Genomic DNA, 19,633 nt, shown 5'->3' on the forward strand with positions numbered 1-19,633 from the left:
GCGCTCAGGCCGGCCGGTGCAGCAGGGCGAAGAACATCGCGTCGGTGCCGGTGACGTGCGGCCAGAGCTGGACCATGCGGGACCGGTCGGCGACGGCGGCGCCGGTCCCCGGTCCGTCCGGCGTCGTCGACGGCGCCGGCGACGCGGCGGCCAGCCGGGCGCCCTCGGGCAGCGCGACCATCGTCATCGAGTCATGCGCGTCGAGCAGCTGCAGCTCCGGGTGGCGGCGCAGCACGTCGTCGACCTGCACCACCGTCTCGGCGGCGTGCGGCGAGCAGGTCACGTACGCCAGCAGCCCGCCCGGGGCGAGGACCTCGACGGCGGCGTCGAGCAGCTCGGACTGCAGCACCGTCAGCTCGGCGAGGTCGGAGGGACTGCGGCGCCAGCGCGCCTCGGGGCGCCGACGCAGCGCGCCGAGGCCGGTGCACGGGGCGTCGAGCAGGATCCGGTCGAAGGCTCCGAGGTCGTCGTCGCCGACGGTGCGCCCGTCGCCGGTGCGCAGGTCCCAGGCCTCGGAGTCCACGGCGCCGAGGGCCTGGCGGACCAGCTCGGCGCGGTGGTCGGCGGGCTCGTTGGCGAGCAGCCAGGCCTCCTGCTGCGCGGCCAGGGCGGCGAGCAGGGCGGCCTTGCCGCCCGGCCCGGCGCAGAGGTCCAGCCAGCGCTCCCCGGCGACGTCGGGGTCGACGGTCTCCGGGGTGAAGGCGGCCGTCAGCGCGCGGGCGATCCACTGCGAACCGATGTCCTGGACGCGGACGACTCCCTCGCGCACGCCGGGCAGCCGGCCCACGTCCCCGCCGCGGAAGACCACGGCGTCCTCGAGCAGCGGGCTCTCCTCGCCGCCGACCTCCAGGGCCGCCGGCAGGTGGCGCTCGCCCAGCTCGGGCAGGCCGACCAGGTGGACCTCGGGGGCGGCGTTGTCGGCGGCCAGCAGCTCCTCCAGCTCGCCGGGCCCGCCGCGGCCGTGCAGGCGCAGCCCCTGGCGCAGCGCCCGCACCACCCAGGAGGGATGGGCATGCTCCAGCGCCAGCGCGTCGTCGTCGCCGGCGGAGGTGCCGCGGGCGGAGGCGAGCTCGGCGATCCAGTCGGCGCGGGACTTCGCCCCGACGCGGCGCAGCACGGCGTTGACCAGCCCGGAGGGGCCGGCTCCGATCTCCCCGCGGACCAGGCCGACCGTCTCGCCGACGGCGGCGTGGTCGTCGACCCGCATGCCGAGCAGCTGGTGGGCGCCCAGGCGCAGCGCGTCGAGCACCGGCGCATCGAGGGAGTCCAGCGGGCGGTCCACACAGGCGGCCAGGATCGCGTCATAGGTGCCCTGCCCGCGCAGCGCGCCGTAGGTCAGCTCGGTGGCGAAGCCGGCGTCGCGGCGATCGAGCTTCGCCCGCCGGATCTCGGCGGGCAGCACCAGGTTCGCGTAGGCGTCGTCGGCCGAGACCGCTCGCAGCACCCGGAAGGCGGTGCGCCGGGCGGGATCGGCCGCACGAGTGCGATCCGACGGCGCGCTGCGGCTGCGGCGGCGCGGCGTCGAGCTGGACGCGCGGGAGCGTTGGCGGCCGCCGGCGTCGCGCGGGGTCGAGTCCGCGGAGCTGCTCCGCCGGTCCTGGCGGTCCTGGCGGTCCTGGCGGTCCTGGCGTGCTCGACGCTCGGGACGGCCCGAGGAGCCGTCTCCCGGGCCTCGGTGCTGCTGCGGGGTCATCGCTGCTCCTCCCGGGAGGTCTGCGGCCGGCCGTCGGCCGGAGGGGGATCGTCGGGTGCCGATGGGAGTCCGCCCCGCTCGTGCGAGGCTCCGGCTCCCGGTCCGGCGTCGTCCGCCCGGGGCGCCACGCCCAGGACGGGAATCTCGCGCAGGCCGCGGTGCCAGGCCGCCGGATCCATCATCTGCTTGCCCGCCGGCTGGACGCCGTGCAGCACGACGAGTCGTCCGTCGCCGGTGCGCAGCGTCAGGACCGACCCCGCGCCGGGGCGGTCCTCGGGCGCCGGCAGGACAGCTCCGACAGGAGCGTCGGCGATGTCGTCAGGAGTCTCGGCCTCATAGGGGCGGGCCGTGCCGAGTTTGAGCCGCGCGTCGCCCAGCAGCGTCCAGGGGCCCGGCTCGGGAGTGGTCGCGTTGATCCTGCGGACCAGCTCGGCGGCCGGGCGCCGGGGATCGATGAAGGCGTCCTCGCGGGTGAGCTTCGGGGCATGGGTCGCCTCGCCGGTCTGCGGCTCGGGGATCGAGCGGCCGGCCAGCAGGTCGGGGAGCAGGGCGACGAGCAGACGGGTGCCGACGGCGGTGAGCTCGTCGAGCAGCTCCCCGGCGGAGATCTCCTCGCTGATCGGCAGCGGGCAGACGCCGTGGATCGGGCCGGTGTCCATGCCCGCCGCGATCTGGAAGACCGTCGCGGCGGTCTCGACGTCGCCCTCCAGCACGGCGTGCTGGACGGGGGAGGCCCCGCGATGGGCCGGCAGCCGCGAGTAGTGCAGGTTCACCCAGCCGCGCTCCGGGGCGTCGAGGGCGTGCTGGGGCAGCAGTGCGCCGTAGGCGACGGCGATCCCGAGCCGGGCGCCGGTGTCGCGGATCGCGGCGGTGACCTCCTCGTCCACGCGGGAGGCGCGGATCACCGGGATCCCGGCCTCCTCGGCGAGGCGCGCCACCGGCGAGGGCGTCATCCGTCGCCGGCGCCCCACCGGGGCGTCCGGCCGGGTCAGCACGGCGACGACGTCGACGCCGGCGGCGAGCAGGCCGGACAGGCAGTCCGCGGCGATCTGCGGGGTGCCGGCGAAGAGGACGCCGCCGGCGGCCGCCGCGCCGGAGTCGGCGCGGCGTCCCGCCGCGGCGAGCGACGTCTCGGTGTGGTGCTGCACGAAGGTCCTTCCCAGGAGATCGGTGCTGTGCTGGTCGGGCGGGACGCCGGGACGGTGCTGATCCTCGGGCCCCGCTCGGCGCCCTGCCGCGGACCCGCGGAGGTCAGCGGCCTGCGGCGAAGAAGCTCCCTCCCGCGCTCGGGGCGCGGCGCGCGTCGGGGGAGGAGTCGGCGTCCTGCGGGGTCCGCCGCAGCGTGCGCAGCGCGGCGCGCTTCTCCTCGCCGACCAGTCGATCCACGAAGAGCCGGCCGTCGAGATGGTCGACCTCGTGCTGGAAGCAGACGGCGAGCAGTCCCGAGGCCTCGACGTCGACGCGCCCGCCGTCGGGGGCCAGTCCGGTCAGCCGGGCGCGCTGCGGGCGTCCCACCGGTCCGTGGACGTCGGCGACGGACAGGCATCCCTCGCGGAGGAGGTTTGTCCCCTCGGCCGGGCCGGCCGCGGCGTCCTGCGGGGTGAACTCCGGCTCGCCGTCGGTCTCCACCGCCGGGTCGACGACGGCGCCGCGCGATCCGGCGACGTCGTAGGTGAAGATCCGCAGTCCCACGCCGACCTGCGGGGCGGCGAGGCCGATCCCGCCGACGGCGTCCATCGTGGTGAGCATGTCCTCGATCAGCCGGCGCGCCGAGTCGTCGACGACGCCGACCTCGCGGGCCGGCGTGCGGAGCACCGGGTCGCCGATCATGCGGAGGGGGAGAACAGCCATAGTGTCGATCCTACTGTGCGAGGGCGTGCGGAGGTCATGCGTGGTGCATGGGGGAGGGGAGCGGGGCGGGCGGCGGAGGAGCTACGCCGTCGACGCCGCCGACTCTGCCGCAGTCTCCGGTGCAGTCTCCGGCGCAGTCTCGGGCGCGACCTCCGGCGCGGGCGCCGGCGGCGGCCCGATCGGCTGCAGGGCGGGGCCGGCCTCGCTGGCGCGGCGCATATGCTCCCAAACCTGGCGCAGCGCCCAGAACTTGTGCCAGTGGGACCTCAGCACCTCGGGGTTGGCCTGGACGGGGACCACTTCGCGGGCGGAGAGGGCCACGCCCAGCAGCACCGGCGAACCGTCGCCGTGCGGCCACGGCGTCCAGCCGCCGGCGTCGGCGTCGACGAGCATCTCCTCGGCCTGCATGCCGGCGACCAGCTGCATCACCACGGACTCGCTGAGCGGCTTGGCGCGGCCCTTCCGCGTCAGGCCCTTGGTCTTGAAGTCGATGATGCAGGTCCGGCCGCCGATCTCGGCGACGAGGTCCAGCGTCCCGGCATAGCCCAACGTGTGGTTCCAGACGGTGACCTCCGCGGCCAGCGGCTTCACCGCGAAGGTCCGCCACCAGTGGTCGAACTGGTCGGCGAAGGCCAGCTCGTCGTGGGCGCGCAGCACCTCGCGGGCGGCCTCGGCCTCGTGCTCGGCGTCCAGCGCCCGCCGGGCGACCTGCTCGGCGTAGTGGTGGACGCGGTCGCCCCGTGCGGCGGCGTCGTCGCGGAAGCGCGCCGCGGCCGAGGAGGCCCGGCGCGCCAGCGAGCGCAGCTTCGTCGTCGAGCCCACGGCCTCGGGGAGCCGGTCGTCGGCGATGAGCTCGGTCGCGGCCATATGACCCGCCCAGCCGGTGAGGTCCTTGTGCTCCTGGCCGATCACCGTGGTGATCGAGGGGACCTCCGGGGTCGAGGTCGTCGAGCGCGAGTACATCCGGCCGAAGTCGGTGGCGTGGGCGAGGCTGGGCTGTGTCATGTCGCCGACCAGTCTGCCACGCTCGTCCGGGCGAGGGCGGCCTCGCCCGCCGTGGCGGGGATGGAGAGAGGTCGCGCCCGGTGTGTGACGGGGGTCACGCGCTCTCGATTGGACGCGACGGGCGGGGCTCCACTAGAGTTTCATGTCGTCGGAACGCAGAGGTGACGACGGGCCGACTCGCTCCGGGACGGAGGCCGTGAGAGTGTGAGACACTGTCAGGGTCGCCTGACGAGGGGTTCCCGTGGAACCGACGCAGATGACAGGCGGATGTAGCTCAGCTGGCTAGAGCATCACCTTGCCATGGTGAGGGTCGCGAGTTCGAATCTCGTCATCCGCTCGACGAGCTGCATGCCATGCGGCGGAATCGGTCTTCCGAGGCCGTCGCATGCTGCGGTTCGCTCTTCGCCGCCCGGATTCGTCCGGCGTCGGAGGGGCACTGCAGACGGCGTGCGGGCTCCGGCCCGGCCGCTGGACGTCGAGCAGGCCTCGCAGGATCCTCCGGGATGCGAGCGAGGAGCTGATCGGGTACGGTGGGGTGGCCGAGTGGCGAGGCAGCGGCCTGCAAAGCCGTCAACGCGGGTTCGATTCCCGTCCCCACCTCGCACGACGGTCGAGCTGTCCGCAGCCGGCCGGCAACTGAACAGGCGCGATTGGCGCAGCGGTAGCGCGCTTCCTTGACACGGAAGAGGTCACTGGTTCGAACCCAGTATCGCGCACTGGATGGTCTATACTGATCATCCATGCGGATGTAGCTCAGCTGGCTAGAGCATCACCTTGCCATGGTGAGGGTCGCGAGTTCGAATCTCGTCATCCGCTCTGGAGCATCACCGAAAGGCCCGGAATCCGAGAGGATTCCGGGCCTTTCTCATGCCTGTGGCAGACTGGACCTCGACACACCACGTGCTCCGGGATCGGTGGAAGTCCGAACCGGCGGTCACAGCCCGCGACCCGCGGTCGTCCCCGACGTCCACGGTTGAACCGGTGGAATTCCGGTGCCGACAGTCACAGTCTGGAGGGGAGAAGCACGCTGGGGGTCGGACGCGTCCCGGGTCTCTCCGCGAACCGGCGCCGCCCTCCGTCGCGCAGGCGCCGTCGCCCCGGAGCTCCTGGCATCCACGAGATCCGCCGGACCGGGGGAGGACACGACGCCCATGCATGTTCCGCGCTTCCCGGGCCCTCCGCGCCCGACGACGTCGTCGCCGGGCCGCGCGCGGAGAGGACGGCGATGACTGAGCACGAGAAGCACATGGCCGCCGCGCTGCAGGCCGCCGAGCGCGGCGTGCGCGGGGTGAACCCGCTGGTCGGGGCCGTGCTCGTCGACGACTCCGGCGCAGCGGTCGCCGTCGGCCACCACCGCGGCGCCGGGCACCGGCACGCCGAGCGCGACGCGCTCGCCCGGGCCGCCGCGGAGCGGCCCGACGTCGACCTGAGCACGACCACGCTCTACTGCACCCTCGAGCCCTGCCGCCACCACGGCCGCCAGCCCCCGTGCGTCGAGGCGATCCTCGCCGCCGGCGTGCCGCGCGTGGTGCACGGGGCCGCCGATCCGACCGCCGACGCCGGCGGGGGAGCCTCCGAGCTCGCCGCCGCCGGCGTGGACGTCGTCTCGGGAGTGCTCGCCGAGCCGTGCCGCCGGCTGAACCATCGGTGGAACCTCGCCCAGCAGCAGGGACGCCCCTTCGTCACCGTGCACCTGGCGCAGAGCCTGGATGGGCGCATCGCCGCCGCCGACGGGACCAGCCAGTGGATCACCTCGGCGGCCTCGCGCAGCCATACGCACCGCATCCGGGAGCGCATCGACGCGATCCTGGTCGGCAGCCGCACCGTCGCCGTCGACGATCCGCGACTGACCGCCCGCGACGAGTCCGGCGAGCTGCTGGCGGAGCAGCCGCTGCGCGTGGTCATGGGCCGCCGCCCGGTGCCGGAGGAGGCCCGGCTGCGCAGGGGACGTCCCGAGGGCGAAGGGTGGCTGCAGGTGCCCACCCACGACCCGCTCGAGGCGCTGCGCCGACTGGACTCCGCCCCGCACTCCGGACGCGGGGTGCGCCATGTGCTCGTCGAGGGCGGTTCGCGGGTGCTCTCGGCCTTCTTCGCCGCCGACCTGGTCGACGAGATCTTCGCCTATCACGCGCCGGTGCTGCTGGGGGAAGGCCCCAGCAGCGTCGGCCCCATCGGGGTCAGCTCGCTCTCCGAGGCACCGCGCTTCGTGCCCGACCCCGCCGAGGGCGGTCCGGTCACGCTGATGGGCGACGACGTCTGCGTGCACCTGGCCCCCGAACCCTCTGCCTCGTCCATGACTGCGAACAGGAGCAGCTGAGAGATGTTCACCGGAATCATCACCGGACTCGGAACCGTCGTGGAGCGTCGGTCCGACCCCGCCCGCGGGGTCGAGCGGCTCACCGTCGACGCGCCGGGCCATGCCGAGGACCTGCCGCCGGGCGGCTCGATCGCCGTCGACGGCGTCTGCGTCAGCGCCACCTCGATCGAGGGCGAGCACATCGCCGTCGACCTGATCCAGGAGACGCTGCGGCGCACCACGCTGGGCCGCCGCGCCGTCGGGGATCGGGTGAACCTGGAGCGCTGCGTGCCCTCCGGGACCCGGCTGGACGGCCATGTGGTCCAGGGCCATGTGGACGGGCTCGGCGAGCTGCTCGCCCGCGACGTCCACGACGGACGGCACCGCGTCGCCGTGCCCGCGGAGCTCGCCCCCTATCTGGCGGAGAAGGGCTCGATCGCCGTCGACGGCGTCTCGCTGACCGTCACCGCGGTCTCGGACCCCGGAGAGGCGCCGGCCTGGTTCGAGGTCGGGCTGATCCCGACCACGCTGGCCGAGACCACGCTGGGTCGCCGCGAGATCGGCGACGCGCTGAACCTCGAAGTCGACGTGCTGGCCAAATACGCCCGCCGCATGCTGCGCTTCTCCGGCGATCTCGCCGCGGCCGAGCTCGCCGCGGAGGACCCTGCCGCGGCGGTGCCCGCCGTCGCGGCGCCGACGACGCCGGAGCCGGTGCTGGACCCGGTGGAGGTCGCGCTGAACCAGCTCGCCCAGGGGCGGCCGGTCGTCGTCGTCGACGACGCCGACCGCGAGAACGAGGGAGACCTGATCCTGCCGGCGGCCCTCGCCGACGAGGAGCTGATGGCCTTCACCGTCCGGCACAGCTCCGGGGTGGTCTGCGCGCCGATGAGCGCCGAGCGCGCCGCCCACCTGGACCTGCCCGCGATGGTGGCCGAGAACGAGGACCCCAAGGGCACCGCCTACACCGTCAGCGTCGACGCCGCCGCAGGGGTGACCACCGGCATCAGCGCCGCCGACCGGGCGCGGACGCTGCAGGTGCTGGCCGACAGCGGCGCCGACGCCGCCGCCCTGACCCGCCCCGGCCACATCTTCCCGCTCGTCGCCCACGCCGACGGCGTGCTCGGCCGGTCCGGGCACACCGAGGCCGCCGTCGACCTCTGCCGACTGGCCGGGACCTCGCAGGTCGGGGCGATCGCCGAGCTCGTCCACGACGACGGCCGCATGATGCGCGTGCCGGCGCTGCGCGAGTTCGCCGACGCCCACGGGCTGGCGCTGATCTCGATCGCCGACCTGGTCGACTACCGCGGCGGCACCGTGGATCCGACGGCCGTGCGCGACGCCGCGCGGGCGTCCTGGGACAGCCCCTCGGAGCAGGCCCGCGCGCTGGTCACCCCGGGGCCGGTGGTCACCCTGCCCACCGACCACGGGATCTTCGCCGCCCAGGTCTGGGCCGAGCACGACACCGGCCACGAGCACCTGCTCATCTCCGCCCGCTCGCAGGCGCCGGCCGAGGGCGGGGACGGCGTCGACGCCGCCGGCGCGGCCCCGCTGATCCGTCTGCACTCCGAGTGCATCACCGGTGACGTGCTGGGCTCGCACCGCTGCGACTGCGGCACGCAGCTGGCCTCGGCGCTGGAGTCCATCCAGCGCGACGGCGGGCACCTGCTCTACCTGCGCGGCCACGAGGGGCGCGGGATCGGGCTGGCCAACAAGCTGCGCGCCTATCAGCTCCAGGAGGAGGGCGCCGACACCGTCGAGGCCAACGAGATGCTCGGGCTGGCCGCCGAGCTGCGCGACTACACCGGCGCGGCGGCCATCCTGCACAGCTGCGGGCTGACGCGGGTGCGGCTGCTGACGAACAACCCGGAGAAGGTCGCCGCGCTGCAGGAGGCCGGCCTCGACGTCGAGCAGGTGCCCTCCGAGGGCGAGGTCCACGACGAGAACCGTCGCTACCTGCGCACCAAGCGCGACCGCATGCACCACCTCATGGACCACCTCGGCGACCGTCTGGGGCTCGGCGAGACGCCGACGGAGGCCCCCGACGCCGACGGCCGCGGCGAGCCGGCCGAACAGACCCGACCGCTGAACGAGCAAGGAGAACGATGAGCAGCACCGGAACCCCCGTGATCGACGCCGACGAGCTGCAGCAGCTGCGCGCCCGAGCCGGACGCGGCCTGCGCGTGGCCGTGGTGGCCTCCCGCTGGCACACCCGCGTGATGGACGGCCTGATCGGCGGCGCGCACCGCTTCCTGGAGCAGATCGGCGTCGACGACGTCACGCTGCTCCGCGCCCCGGGCAGCTTCGAGCTGCCGCTGCTGGCCGCCCGCGCCGCCGAGACGCACGACGCCGTCGTCGCCCTGGGCGTGGTCGTCCGCGGCGGCACCCCGCACTTCGACTACGTCTGCCGGGCGGCGACCGACGGGCTCACCGAGGCCTCGCTGCGCACGGCGACGCCGATGGGCTTCGGCGTGCTCACCGTCGACGACGACCAGCAGGCCCTCGACCGCGCCGGGCTGGAGGGCTCCACCGAGGACAAGGGCTTCGAGGCCGCGCATGCCGCCGTGGCGACCCGAGCGGTGCTCGACGCCCTCGACTGAGCCCCGCCCGCGACGGCGTCGTGGCGTCTGTGACGTCGTCGCGGGGCGGCGAATCGCCGCGACCGGCGCCGACGGCATACCCTGGGACGGTGAAGACCTTCGACCAGCTGTATGCCGAACTCGCCGAGAAGGCCGCCTCCCGACCCGAGGGATCCGGCACCGTCGCCGCCCTCGACGCCGGCGTCCATAGCATCGGCAAGAAGATCGTCGAGGAGGCCGCCGAAGTCTGGATGGCCGCCGAGCACGAGTCCGACGAGGCCGCCGCCGAGGAGATGTCCCAGCTGCTGTATCACCTGCAGGTGATGATGCTCGCCCGCGGGATCAGCCCCGAGGACGTCTACCGCCATCTCTGAGCCGGCGCCTCTCGCCGCTGCCCCCCCTGAACCGTTCCTGATCCGCATACTGACCCGAGGGACCACCTGATCCATGCTGCGTGTTGCCGTACCGAACAAGGGCGCGCTCTCCGAGGCCGCCATGGCCATGCTCTCCGAAGCCGGATACGTCCAGCGCCGTGACAAGCGCGACCTCGTGATGGTCGACGAGGAGAACGGCGTCGAATTCTTCTACCTCCGTCCGCGCGACATCGCCGTCTACGTCGGCTCCGGGACCCTGGACATCGGGATCACCGGCCGCGACCTCTTCCAGGACGCGCGCGTCGACCACGGCGCCGAGGAGATCCTGGGGCTGGGCTTCGGCCAGTCCACCTTCCGCCTGGCGGCCCCGCAGGGCAGCTTCAGCTCCGCCGAGGAGCTCGCCGGCAGGCGGGTGGCCACCAGCTATGACGGGCTGCTCGACCACTGGTTCACCTCCCAGGGCATCGAGGACGTCGAAGTCGTCCACCTCGACGGCGCCGTGGAGACCGCGGTCCGGCTCGACGTCGCCGACGCCATCGCCGACGTCGTCGAGACCGGCAACACGCTCAAGGCCGCCGGCATGGAGATGTTCGGCGAGCCGATCATGCGCTCCGAGGCCATCCTGATCTCCCGCCACGGCGAGCGTCCCGTCGGCATCGACCGGCTCATCCGGCGGATCCAGGGCGTGCTGGTGGCCCGGCGCTACGTGATGATGGACTACGACATCCGCCGCGAGCTGCTCGACCAGGCCGCGGCGATCACTCCGGGGCTGGAGTCGCCGACGGTCTCCCCGCTGGCCGACGAGGACTGGGTGGCCGTGCGCTCGATGGTGCCCAGCGGACGCACGAACCAGCTGATGGACGAGCTCTACGAGCTCGGGGCCCGGGCGATCCTGGTCTCCTCCATCCACGCCTGCCGCGTCTGAGCTGGGCCGTCGCCCAGCACCCCGCCCCGTCCCCGGTCCGATCGAGCACAGGAGGAGCACAGCATGTCATTGGCGGTCCGGATCATCCCCTGCCTCGACGTGGACGCCGGTCGGGTGGTGAAGGGGGTGAACTTCGCCGAGCTGCGCGACGCCGGCGACCCGGTGGAGCTGGCCCGCCGCTATGACGCCGCCGGCGCCGACGAGCTGACCTTCCTGGACGTCACCGCCTCCTCCTCGGACCGCAGCACGACCTACGACGTGGTCACCCGCACCGCCGAGGAGGTCTTCATCCCGCTGACCGTCGGCGGGGGCGTGCGCAGCGCCGAGGACGTCGCCCGGCTGCTGCGCTGCGGAGCGGACAAGGCCTCGATCAACACGGCGGCGGTGGACCGTCCGGAGGTCATCGACGAGATCGCCGCCCGCTTCGGCTCCCAGGTGCTGGTGCTCTCGCTGGACGCCCGGCGCACCGAGGACTCGGCGATCGCCTCCGGCTTCGAGGTCACCACCCACGGCGGCCGGCGCGGCACCGGCCTCGACGCCGTCGCCTGGTGCCGCGAGGCCGCCGGGCGGGGCGTCGGCGAGATCCTGCTGAACTCCATCGACGCCGACGGCACCCGCGACGGGTTCGACGTCGAGATGATCCGCACCGTCCGGTCGGCCACCCGGGTGCCGCTGATCGCCTCCGGCGGCGCCGGGAAGCCCGAGGACTTCCCGGAGGCCGTCGACGCCGGCGCCGACGCGGTGCTGGCCGCCTCGCTGTTCCACTTCGGCCCCGACGACATGCTCGCCCGGGTCAAGGAGGCCGTGGCCGCCGCCGGCCATCCGGTGCGCTGACCCGCCGCCGACGGGCGATCCCGCCCGCCTCCGTCCCGTCCATCCGCCCAGGAGATCCCGATGAGCTCGACCCCGCTGCCCGCCGCCGTCCGCGACCGCGTCCGCTTCGACGCCGACGGACTGGTGCCGGCGATCACCCAGGACGCCGCCACCGGAGAGGTGCTGATGATGGCCTGGATGAACGACGCCGCGCTGGCGACGACGCTGGCCACCCGCCGGGGCACGTACTGGTCCCGCTCGCGGGGCGAGCTCTGGCGCAAGGGGGCGAGCTCGGGGCACACCCAGCAGGTCGTGTCCGTCGCGCTGGACTGCGACGGCGACACGGTGCTGCTGCGCGTCGAGCAGACCGGCCCGGCCTGCCACACCGGCACGACCAGCTGCTTCACCGACCGCGCGGTGGACCTCGACGCGCTCGAGGCCGCCGAGGCCGCCGACACCGTCGAGACCGCCGAGGCGGCTCGCCCGGGGGAGGAGGACCGCACCGATGGCGACTCCTGAGCTGGGCGTCGTCTCGCCGACGCCGGAGGAATTCGCCGAGCTGGCCGCCCGGCACCGGGTGATCCCGGTGACCATGCGGCTGCTCGCCGACGGACACACGCCGCTGAGCATCTACCGCACGCTGGCCGACGGGCGGCCGGGGACCTTCCTCATGGAGTCCGCCGCCCCCGGGGCGGCCTGGTCGCGGCATTCGTTCATCGGCGTCTCCTCGCGCGCGACGCTCTCCGAGCGTGACGGCGCCGCGCACTGGATCGGCGAGCCGCCGGCGGGCACCCCGCGCGAGGGCACCACCGCCGAGGTGCTGCGCGCGACGCTGGAGTTCCTCGCCGGCGACGACGGCCGGGCCCGCACGGCGCAGCTGCCCCATCTGACCTCCGGGATGGTCGGCTACATCGGCTGGGACGTGGTCCGGCACTGGGAGCGGCTGCCGCATCCGCCCGCCGACGACCTGCAGGTCCCGGAGATGGCGATGCACCTGGTCAGCGATCTGGTCGTCCACGACAACCGCGACGGCACCGTCACGCTGGTGGCCAACGCGATCAACCAGGACGGCCGTGACACCGGAGTGCAGGCCGCCCACCAGGACGCCGTCGCCCGGCTGGACCGGATGCGCGCCGAGCTGTCCACGCCGGCCGGCGACCCCGCGCTCTCCGGAGTGAGCAGCGCCGAGGCCGGCTGGGCCGCGCAGGTCGAGCGCGACCTCGACGAGCGGGTGCGCCACGCCTGGGACGAGGGCGAATACCTGGACACGCTGACGAAGGCCAAGCAGGCCATCGTCGACGGCGAGGTCTTCCAGATCGTGGTCTCGCGCCGCTTCGACGTCGACACCGCCGTCGACCCGCTGGCCGTCTACCGCATGCTGCGGCTGCTCAACCCGAGCCCGTACATGTACCTGCTGCACCACGAGACCCCCGACGGCGAGCCGTATCAGGTCGTCGGCGCCTCGCCGGAGGCCCTGGTCACCCTCGAGGAGGGCACAGTGGTCACCCATCCGATCGCCGGCACCCGACCGCGCGGCGAGACCCCGCGGGCCGACCAGGAGCTGGCCGCGGACCTGCTGGCCGACGAGAAGGAGCGCGCCGAGCACCTGATGCTGGTGGACCTCTCGCGCAACGACCTCGCCAAAGTCTGCGAGCCGGGCTCGGTCGAGGTCACCCAGTTCATGGGGGTGGAGCACTTCAGCCATGTGATGCACCTGACCTCGCATGTGCAGGGCCGGGTGGCCGAGGGTGTGGCCCCGCTGGACGTGCTGGCCGCGACCTTCCCGGCCGGCACGCTCTCCGGAGCTCCGAAGCCGCGGGCGCTGCAGCTGCTCGACGCCTGGGAGCCGACCCGGCGCGGCGTCTACGGCGGCGTCGTCGGCTACTTCGACTTCTCCGGCCGGATGGATGCGGCGATCGCCATCCGGTCCGCGCTGCTGAAGGACGGCGTCGCCCATGTCCAGGCCGGCGGCGGGATCGTCGCCGACTCCGACGACGACGCCGAGCGGCAGGAGACGGTGAACAAGGCCGCCGCCCCGCTGCGCGCGGTGCTGGCCGCCGACCGGCTGCACGACGTCGCCGGAGACGGGCAGGAGCCCCGATGAGCGGGACGACGAGCCCGTCGACGAGCGCGCGGCCCGGCCGTCGTCCGGGCCGGCGCGCGGTGGCGCTGGGCGCGCTGCTCTCCGGAGTCCTGATCCTGGTCGCCACCTCCCAGCCGTGGGTCACCGCGACGGGACTGGGGCCGACCAGCGTGTCCTCCTCGGTCGACGTCGCCGGATCCGACGCCGCGCAGACGGTCACCGCCATGGGACTGGTCGCGCTCGCCGGCGGCGCGGCGGTGAGCATCGCCCGCCGCCTCGGTCGGCTGATCATCGCCGTGCTGCTGCTGGCGGCCGCGGCGGTCACCCTGGTCATGGTGGGCTCCGTCGTCGCCGACCCCGCCGGGGCGGCGCAGACGCAGCTCGGCGACGTCACCGGCACCACCGAGGCCGCCGCCGAGTACGCGCTGCGGCCGGCGATCTGGCTGGCCGCCGCCGGTGCGGCGCTGCTGCTCGGTCCGGCGGCGCTGCTGCTGGGGTCCCGCGGCTGGCCGGAGACCCGCCGGTACGAGACCGCCGCGGAGTCTCCCTCGGCGGAGTCGGAGGCCGCGGACCCGGCCGGGGCATCGGCGGAGGGATCGGCCGAGGGATCGACTGCGGGATCGGCCGCCGGCCCGGAGGAGGCCGCGCCGTCCGGTGCGCCGCAGCCGTCCGGCGACGCCGACGGCGAGGACGCGGAGGACGCCGAGGACGACCCCTTCGACCTGTGGGACGGACTGTCCCGGGGAGACGACCCGACGGATCGGCGCTGAGCGGGGGCCGCACCCCTCCGGCGGCCGAACGTTCCGGGCCATGACGCCCGCGCCCGCGGGGCCCTGCGGGCGTGGCAGAATGGACGACGGAGACTTCAACGGCAGTCCGCGGCGCCGGCGCGCCGCGCAGCAGAGAGGACAGCGATGACCACCACCACCGCGCAGCGGCCGGCCGAGGACACCACGCCCCGCACCGCCGAGCAGGCCGTCGAGCAGCCGGACGACTCCTTCATCCATGACGACCACATCGGCCACGGCTCCACGCCGGCGGCCTGGGCGCTGAGCATCACGCTGATCATCGGCTCGGTGATCGGCGGCATCGGCTTCATCCTCGAGCTGTGGGCGCTGGCCTGGGTCGCCGCCGCCTTCGTGCCGCTGGCGATCGTCCTCGGCGTGCTGCTGAAGAGGGCCGGCCACGGCGTGGAGATCGACAGCTCCTCGGTGCTGCAGCGCGACCCCGCCCGCTCCGGACGCTGAGGTGACCATGCAGCAGTCTGCGAGCAGCTCCGGCGTCGCCGCCGACGGCACCTCCGGCACTGTGCTCGACCAGATCATCGCCGGGGTCCGTGAGGACCTCGCGACGCGTCGTGCCGCGGTGCCGCCGGAGGAGATCGCCGCCCGGGCCCGCCGGGCCCAGCAGGAGGCGCCGGCCCGCGACGCGCGGGCGGCGCTGGCGGGCGGCCGCGACGACGCCGCCGGGGTGCGGATCCTCGCCGAGGTCAAGCGGTCCTCGCCGTCGAAGGGCGCCCTGGCCGAGATCCCCGATCCGGCCGAGCTGGCCGCGGCCTACGCCGCCGGCGGAGCCTCGGCGGTGAGCGTGCTCACCGAGCCGCGCCGCTTCGGCGGCTCGCTGGCCGACCTCGACGCAGTGCGCGCCGCCGTGGACGTGCCGGTGCTGCGCAAGGACTTCATGGTCGACGAGTACCAGTTCCACGAGGCCCGCGCCCACGGGGCGGACATGGTGCTGCTGATCGTCGCCGCCCTGGACGACGCCCGGCTGCGCGACTATCTCGCCCTGACCCGCGAACTGGGCATGGAGGCGCTGGTCGAGGCGCACACCGCCGAGGAGATCGAGCGCGCCGCCGCCGTCGGCGCCCGGATCGTCGGCATCAACGTGCGGAACCTGAAGACGCTGGACGTCGACGTCGCCCACTACGCCACGCTGGCCGGGCAGCTGCCCGCCGACGTCGTGCGGGTCGCCGAGTCCGGCGTCGACGGTCCCGGCGTGGTCGCCGACTACGCCCGTGACGGCGCCGATGCGGTCCTCGTCGGCGAGGCACTGGTCCGCGACGGCGACCCGGGCGCCGCGCTGGGCCGCTTCCGCGCCGCCTCGCGGGCCTGACCTCCGTCACGTTCCGGCGGCGGGCCGCGCGAGCCCCGCGGCGACCGGACCGGACGCCGACCACCTCTCGTCGAGAAGGAGACACCCATGACCGACTCCGCAGCCGCCGGCTCCTCCCACCGGGGCGCCGAGGGCCCCTACTACGGCCCGTACGGGGGCCGATGGATGCCCGAGTCGCTGATCGCCGCCCTCGACGAGGTCGAGCAGACCTTCGGCGAAGCCCGTGAGGACGAGGAGTTCGTCGCCGAGTACCAGCGCCTCTGCCGCGACTACACCGGGCGTCCCTCGCTGCTGGCCGAGGTCCCGCGCTTCGCCGCCGAGCAGGGCGCGGCGCGCATCCTGCTCAAGCGGGAGGACCTGAACCACACCGGCAGCCATAAGATCAACAACGTCCTCGGGCAGGCGCTGCTGGCCCGCCGGATGGGCAAGACCCGGCTGATCGCCGAGACCGGCGCCGGCCAGCACGGCGTGGCCACGGCGACCGCGGCGGCGCTGATGGGCATGGAGTGCATGATCTACATGGGCGCCGAGGACACCCGCCGGCAGGCGCTGAACGTCGCCCGGATGCGGCTGCTCGGCGCCGAGGTGGTCGCCGTCGAGCACGGGGCGAAGACGCTGAAGGACGCGATCAACGAAGCCCTGCGCGACTGGGTCGCGACGGTGGACAACACCCACTACCTGCTCGGCACGGTGACCGGTCCGCACCCGTTCCCCTCCATGGTCCGCTGGTTCCACCAGGTCATCGGCGAGGAGGCCCGCGAGCAGATGCTCGCGCAGGAGGGCCGGCTGCCCGACGCTGCGGTCGCCTGCGTGGGCGGCGGCTCCAACGCGATGGGCCTCTTCCACGCCTTCCTCGACGACGCCGAGGTCGCCCTGCACGGCTACGAGGCCGGCGGCGACGGCGTGGAGACCGGCCGGCACGCCGCGGCGATCACGCTGGGCCGCTCGGGCGTGCTGCACGGCGCGCGCTCCTACCTTATGCAGGACGAGGACGGCCAGACCCTGGACTCGCACTCCATCTCCGCCGGGCTCGACTACCCCTCGGTGGGCCCGGAGCACGCGCATCTGGCCGACAGCGGCCGGGCGATCTACGAGCCGGTCACCGACGCCGAGTGCATGACCGCCTTCGAGACGCTGTGCCGCACCGAGGGCATCATCCCGGCGATCGAGTCGGCCCATGCGCTGGCCGGAGCGGCCCGGCTCTCGGCCGCCTGGACGGCGGAGGATCCCGCGGCCGCCGCCGAGAAGATCATCGTCGTCAGCCTCTCCGGCCGCGGAGACAAGGACGTCGGCACTGCGGCCGAATGGTTCGACCTGCTCGACGCGGAGCAGCAGGAGCAGCAGGACGAGGACGAGCAGGGCGACGAGACAGGAGTCCAGGCATGAGCATCACCGCAGACGCCGTCGAGGCCGCCCGCGCCGAGGGCCGGTCGGCCTTCATCGGCTACCTCCCGGCCGGCTACCCGGACAAGGAGACCTCCATCGCCGCGGCGATCGCGCTGGCGGAGAACGGCGCCGACGTCCTCGAGATCGGCATCCCGTACTCCGACCCGGTGATGGACGGCCCGGTCATCCAGCAGGCCACCACGGAGGTGCTCGCCCGCGGGTTCCGCATGGACGAGGTCTTCGAGATCGTCGCCGCCGTCACGGCCGCCACCGACGCGGCCGTGCTGGTGATGACCTACTGGAACCTCATCGACCGGATGGGCCCGGAGGTCTTCGCCCGCCGGCTGGCCGAGGCCGGCGGGGCCGGAGCGATCACCCCGGACCTCACGCCCGACGAGGCCGGGGCCTGGATCGCCGCCGCCGAGGCCCATGACCTCGACCGCGTCTTCCTGGCGGCGCCGACGTCGACGCCGGAGCGGATGCGGCGGATCGCCGAGGCCTCGCGCGGCTTCGTCTACGGCGTGTCGCTGATGGGCGTCACCGGGGCGCGCACGGAGGTCTCCGACGCCGCGGAACGCGTGGTCTCCGCCGCCCATGAGGCCGGCGCCGGGCGCGTCTGCGTCGGACTCGGCGTCTCCACCCGGTCCCATGTGGAGGAGATCGGCGGCTATGCCGACGGCGTCATCGTCGGCACCGCCCTGGTCGCCGCCCTGCGGGACGGCGGCGTCGAGGCGGTCGCGGCGAAGGCCGCCGAGCTCTCCGGCCGCGTCTGATCCGCCACGACGCGGCATCCGCCGGGCCGCGTGCCGGACGACATGCGCCGCATGTCCAGACTCAGGACGTAGACTCGCCCCCGACGTCGCGCCGTCGGCCCCGGTGCACTCCCCGCGGGGAGCGGACGGGTCGACGGCGCGCCTGACCGTGCACAGATCCGAGAGGACCTTCTGCCCATGACTCCCACTGTTGCGGCGGCCGCCCCTGCCGGGGACCTGCGTGCCGGTTTCCCGGCTCCGCCCTCCAGCGGTCTCGACCTGTTCGGCCCGTTGACCCTGAACTACTACGCCCTGTGCATCGTGGTGGGCATCATCGCCGCCATCCTGCTCAGCTCCCGGCTGTGGAAGTCGCGCGGGGGATCGGTCGACAACGTCATGGACGCCACGCTGTGGGCGGTGCTGCTGGGCATCGTCGGCGGCCGGCTCTATCACGTGTTCTCCTCGCCGGACGCCTACTTCGGCCCGAACTTCAACGGAGAGGGCGATCTGACGCTGATCCCGCAGGTCTGGCTCGGCGGGCTGGGCATCTGGGGCGCCATCGTCCTGGGCGCCGTCGGCATCTGGATCGCCTGCCGGCGCTACGGCATCAAATTCGCCGGGTTCGCCGACGCGATCGTCCCCGGCGTGCTGCTCGGACAGGCGATCGGCCGCTGGGGCAACTGGTTCAACCAGGAGCTCTACGGCGCGCCGACCAACCTGCCGTGGGGCCTCGAGGTCGACGCCGAGCACCGCGTCCCGCAGGTCCAGCACCTCTCCGAGTCCACGCTCTTCCACCCGACCTTCCTCTACGAGAGTCTCTGGAGCCTCGCCGGCGTCGTGCTGCTGGTGCTGCTGCACAAGAAGTTCCGCTTCAAGCAGGGGCTGGTCACCTGGACCTATGTGGCCTACTACACGCTGGGCCGTTTCTGGATCGAGAGCCTGCGCATCGACGAGCTGGACAAGTCGACCCAGTGGATCAGCCTCTTCGGGCAGGAGTGGCGACTGAACATGTGGGCCGCGCTGTTCACCTTCGTGCTGGCGGCGGTCATGCTCGTGGTGCTCTTCCTGCGTCGCCCGAGCACCGCCGAGGCCGTCGCCGAGGAGCTCGAGGTCTACCGCGCCGGCCACGGGACCCGTACCGTGGGAAGCGCCCAGGACATCGACCCCGATGTCGACGAGGACGCCCCCGAGGATTCCGACCGGGATTCCGCCGAGGACGCCGACCACGACGCCGAGGAGAGCACCGTCGCGGACCAGAGTCCGGATGATGAGACTTCGGTCGGTCCAGATGCTGGGACACCTGACGAGGACGCCGCGGCCCAGGAGGACGGAGCGTCCGACGAGACCGCCGGGAGCGCAGGAGAGGATCCCTCCGAAACCGCTGATGAGCGCCGATGAGCGGTCCACATCATGAGATGTGATTTGCTTCTGCGTCGTGGGACCCAGAAGATGAATCTGATCACCTGAGACCCAGGCGACACCGTCGTGCCCGGACACTCGCACCACTGATGCCGGCGCGACCGGCGCCCCACATCCGGCGCCCGGGACTGCGTGTCGTCCCGGGTGCGGCGTCGGAGTGCGACGTCGTTTCCGGACCGCGGAGCCGGAGCACCGGTTCCTCAGGACGCACCGACAGCCTGTCCGGGGACCGACCGGCCGCCTGCACGGCGGACCCGGCGGAGCTCTCCGGGCCCGAGACTGCATGAGACGCGAGACGAGGGCGCCCGGGCGATCCGCGGGCCGAGCCGACCGCCAGCACGGCGGCGC

Annotated in this window: 18 protein-coding genes, 4 tRNA genes and 1 riboswitch; of the genes, 18 read left to right on the top strand and 4 right to left on the bottom strand. The window is 73.9% G+C overall.

Annotated elements, in window-relative coordinates; genetic code table 11:
- Positions 1-4: 4 nt before the first annotated feature.
- The 4 genes from ABD652_RS09245 to ABD652_RS09260 form a co-directional block, all read right to left on the bottom strand.
- Complete coding sequence (locus ABD652_RS09245) at positions 5-1,693, bottom strand: RsmB/NOP family class I SAM-dependent RNA methyltransferase (RefSeq protein WP_344720551.1); 1,689 nt, start codon at positions 1,691-1,693, stop codon at positions 5-7.
- Positions 1,690-2,841, bottom strand: a complete 1,152-nt coding sequence (locus tag ABD652_RS09250) for a methionyl-tRNA formyltransferase (protein WP_344720553.1) — start codon at positions 2,839-2,841, stop codon at positions 1,690-1,692. Before ABD652_RS09250 ends, ABD652_RS09245 begins: the two co-directional genes overlap by 4 nt.
- Before the next feature lie 103 nt (positions 2,842-2,944).
- Positions 2,945-3,544 (bottom strand): peptide deformylase, encoded by a 600-nt coding sequence (def, locus tag ABD652_RS09255; RefSeq protein ID WP_344720555.1) that lies wholly within the window; start codon positions 3,542-3,544, stop codon positions 2,945-2,947.
- Between the two features lie 81 nt (positions 3,545-3,625).
- Entirely contained in the window at positions 3,626-4,549 is a 924-nt protein-coding gene (locus ABD652_RS09260) for a cytochrome (RefSeq protein ID WP_344720557.1), read from the bottom strand.
- Between the two features lie 263 nt (positions 4,550-4,812).
- Here ABD652_RS09260 and ABD652_RS09265 point away from each other — a divergent pair.
- The 18 genes from ABD652_RS09265 to lgt all read left to right on the top strand — a co-directional run bounded on the left by ABD652_RS09265 (position 4,813) and on the right by lgt (position 19,264).
- Positions 4,813-4,886: transfer RNA gene (locus tag ABD652_RS09265), tRNA-Gly, on the top strand.
- Between the two features lie 192 nt (positions 4,887-5,078).
- Positions 5,079-5,149 (top strand) — tRNA-Cys (locus ABD652_RS09270).
- Between the two features lie 44 nt (positions 5,150-5,193).
- Positions 5,194-5,265: transfer RNA gene (locus ABD652_RS09275), tRNA-Val, on the top strand.
- 26 nt (positions 5,266-5,291) lie between these two features.
- Positions 5,292-5,365: transfer RNA gene (locus ABD652_RS09280), tRNA-Gly, on the top strand.
- A gap of 81 nt (positions 5,366-5,446) precedes the next feature.
- Positions 5,447-5,578: riboswitch (FMN riboswitch) on the top strand.
- A 196-nt stretch (positions 5,579-5,774) separates the two neighbouring features.
- Complete coding sequence (ribD, locus tag ABD652_RS09285; protein ID WP_344720559.1) at positions 5,775-6,866, top strand: bifunctional diaminohydroxyphosphoribosylaminopyrimidine deaminase/5-amino-6-(5-phosphoribosylamino)uracil reductase RibD; 1,092 nt, start codon at positions 5,775-5,777, stop codon at positions 6,864-6,866.
- Between the two features lie 3 nt (positions 6,867-6,869).
- The gene (gene ribB / locus ABD652_RS09290; protein WP_344720561.1) at positions 6,870-8,951 is read left to right on the top strand and encodes a 3,4-dihydroxy-2-butanone-4-phosphate synthase; all 2,082 of its coding nucleotides are present in this window, start codon (positions 6,870-6,872) and stop codon (positions 8,949-8,951) included.
- Positions 8,948-9,442, top strand: a complete 495-nt coding sequence (ribH, locus tag ABD652_RS09295; RefSeq protein ID WP_211364989.1) for a 6,7-dimethyl-8-ribityllumazine synthase — start codon at positions 8,948-8,950, stop codon at positions 9,440-9,442. Before ribB ends, ribH begins: the two co-directional genes overlap by 4 nt.
- An 89-nt stretch (positions 9,443-9,531) precedes the next feature.
- Positions 9,532-9,795, top strand: a complete 264-nt coding sequence (locus tag ABD652_RS09300) for a phosphoribosyl-ATP diphosphatase (protein WP_010525399.1) — start codon at positions 9,532-9,534, stop codon at positions 9,793-9,795.
- Between the two features lie 73 nt (positions 9,796-9,868).
- On the top strand, positions 9,869-10,720 hold the full coding sequence (gene hisG, locus ABD652_RS09305; protein WP_344720566.1) for an ATP phosphoribosyltransferase: 852 nt from the start codon (positions 9,869-9,871) through the stop codon (positions 10,718-10,720).
- Positions 10,721-10,783: 63 nt separating this feature from the next.
- Entirely contained in the window at positions 10,784-11,554 is a 771-nt protein-coding gene (gene hisF, locus ABD652_RS09310; protein WP_344720568.1) for an imidazole glycerol phosphate synthase subunit HisF, read from the top strand.
- Positions 11,555-11,614: 60 nt separating this feature from the next.
- Positions 11,615-12,052 carry a phosphoribosyl-AMP cyclohydrolase gene (gene hisI, locus ABD652_RS09315; RefSeq protein WP_344720570.1) on the top strand — a complete coding sequence of 146 codons (438 nt, stop codon included), beginning with the start codon at positions 11,615-11,617 and terminating at the stop codon, positions 12,050-12,052.
- Positions 12,039-13,637 (top strand): anthranilate synthase component I, encoded by a 1,599-nt coding sequence (locus ABD652_RS09320; RefSeq protein WP_344720572.1) that lies wholly within the window; start codon positions 12,039-12,041, stop codon positions 13,635-13,637. The genes hisI and ABD652_RS09320 overlap by 14 nt, the downstream gene beginning before the upstream one ends.
- The gene (locus tag ABD652_RS09325; protein WP_344720574.1) at positions 13,634-14,386 is read left to right on the top strand and encodes a Trp biosynthesis-associated membrane protein; all 753 of its coding nucleotides are present in this window, start codon (positions 13,634-13,636) and stop codon (positions 14,384-14,386) included. Before ABD652_RS09320 ends, ABD652_RS09325 begins: the two co-directional genes overlap by 4 nt.
- Before the next feature lie 144 nt (positions 14,387-14,530).
- Positions 14,531-14,863, top strand: coding sequence for an HGxxPAAW family protein (locus tag ABD652_RS09330; protein ID WP_344720576.1), 333 nt, complete (start codon positions 14,531-14,533; stop codon positions 14,861-14,863).
- A 7-nt stretch (positions 14,864-14,870) separates the two neighbouring features.
- Positions 14,871-15,728 (top strand): indole-3-glycerol phosphate synthase TrpC, encoded by an 858-nt coding sequence (trpC, locus tag ABD652_RS09335; RefSeq protein WP_344720578.1) that lies wholly within the window; start codon positions 14,871-14,873, stop codon positions 15,726-15,728.
- 87 nt (positions 15,729-15,815) lie between these two features.
- Positions 15,816-17,114, top strand: a complete 1,299-nt coding sequence (trpB, locus tag ABD652_RS09340; RefSeq protein WP_344720580.1) for a tryptophan synthase subunit beta — start codon at positions 15,816-15,818, stop codon at positions 17,112-17,114.
- Positions 17,111-17,887: a tryptophan synthase subunit alpha gene (gene trpA / locus ABD652_RS09345; RefSeq protein WP_344720582.1), complete on the top strand. Its 777-nt coding sequence runs from the start codon at positions 17,111-17,113 to the stop codon at positions 17,885-17,887. The genes trpB and trpA overlap by 4 nt, the downstream gene beginning before the upstream one ends.
- Before the next feature lie 177 nt (positions 17,888-18,064).
- Complete coding sequence (gene lgt / locus ABD652_RS09350) at positions 18,065-19,264, top strand: prolipoprotein diacylglyceryl transferase (RefSeq protein WP_344720584.1); 1,200 nt, start codon at positions 18,065-18,067, stop codon at positions 19,262-19,264.
- Positions 19,265-19,633 lie beyond the last annotated feature (369 nt).

This window comes from Nesterenkonia halobia (genome assembly GCF_039536005.1).
GTDB classification, from domain to species: domain Bacteria; phylum Actinomycetota; class Actinomycetes; order Actinomycetales; family Micrococcaceae; genus Nesterenkonia; species Nesterenkonia halobia.

What these genes read in the sequence shown, in the direction of transcription:
- def (WP_344720555.1), bottom strand. Translation starts at nt 3,544, where the DNA reads ATGGCTGTTCTCCCCCTCCGCATGATCGGCGACCCGGTGCTCCGCACG.
- ABD652_RS09320 (WP_344720572.1), top strand. Translation starts at nt 12,039, where the DNA reads ATGGCGACTCCTGAGCTGGGCGTCGTCTCGCCGACGCCGGAGGAATTC.
- ribH (WP_211364989.1), top strand. Translation starts at nt 8,948, where the DNA reads ATGAGCAGCACCGGAACCCCCGTGATCGACGCCGACGAGCTGCAGCAG.
- ABD652_RS09330 (WP_344720576.1), top strand. Translation starts at nt 14,531, where the DNA reads ATGACCACCACCACCGCGCAGCGGCCGGCCGAGGACACCACGCCCCGC.
- hisI (WP_344720570.1), top strand. Translation starts at nt 11,615, where the DNA reads ATGAGCTCGACCCCGCTGCCCGCCGCCGTCCGCGACCGCGTCCGCTTC.
- ABD652_RS09245 (WP_344720551.1), bottom strand. Translation starts at nt 1,693, where the DNA reads ATGACCCCGCAGCAGCACCGAGGCCCGGGAGACGGCTCCTCGGGCCGT.
- hisG (WP_344720566.1), top strand. Translation starts at nt 9,869, where the DNA reads ATGCTGCGTGTTGCCGTACCGAACAAGGGCGCGCTCTCCGAGGCCGCC.
- trpC (WP_344720578.1), top strand. Translation starts at nt 14,871, where the DNA reads ATGCAGCAGTCTGCGAGCAGCTCCGGCGTCGCCGCCGACGGCACCTCC.
- lgt (WP_344720584.1), top strand. Translation starts at nt 18,065, where the DNA reads ATGACTCCCACTGTTGCGGCGGCCGCCCCTGCCGGGGACCTGCGTGCC.
- ribD (WP_344720559.1), top strand. Translation starts at nt 5,775, where the DNA reads ATGACTGAGCACGAGAAGCACATGGCCGCCGCGCTGCAGGCCGCCGAG.
- trpA (WP_344720582.1), top strand. Translation starts at nt 17,111, where the DNA reads ATGAGCATCACCGCAGACGCCGTCGAGGCCGCCCGCGCCGAGGGCCGG.
- ribB (WP_344720561.1), top strand. Translation starts at nt 6,870, where the DNA reads ATGTTCACCGGAATCATCACCGGACTCGGAACCGTCGTGGAGCGTCGG.
- trpB (WP_344720580.1), top strand. Translation starts at nt 15,816, where the DNA reads ATGACCGACTCCGCAGCCGCCGGCTCCTCCCACCGGGGCGCCGAGGGC.
- ABD652_RS09260 (WP_344720557.1), bottom strand. Translation starts at nt 4,549, where the DNA reads ATGACACAGCCCAGCCTCGCCCACGCCACCGACTTCGGCCGGATGTAC.
- hisF (WP_344720568.1), top strand. Translation starts at nt 10,784, where the DNA reads ATGTCATTGGCGGTCCGGATCATCCCCTGCCTCGACGTGGACGCCGGT.
- ABD652_RS09325 (WP_344720574.1), top strand. Translation starts at nt 13,634, where the DNA reads ATGAGCGGGACGACGAGCCCGTCGACGAGCGCGCGGCCCGGCCGTCGT.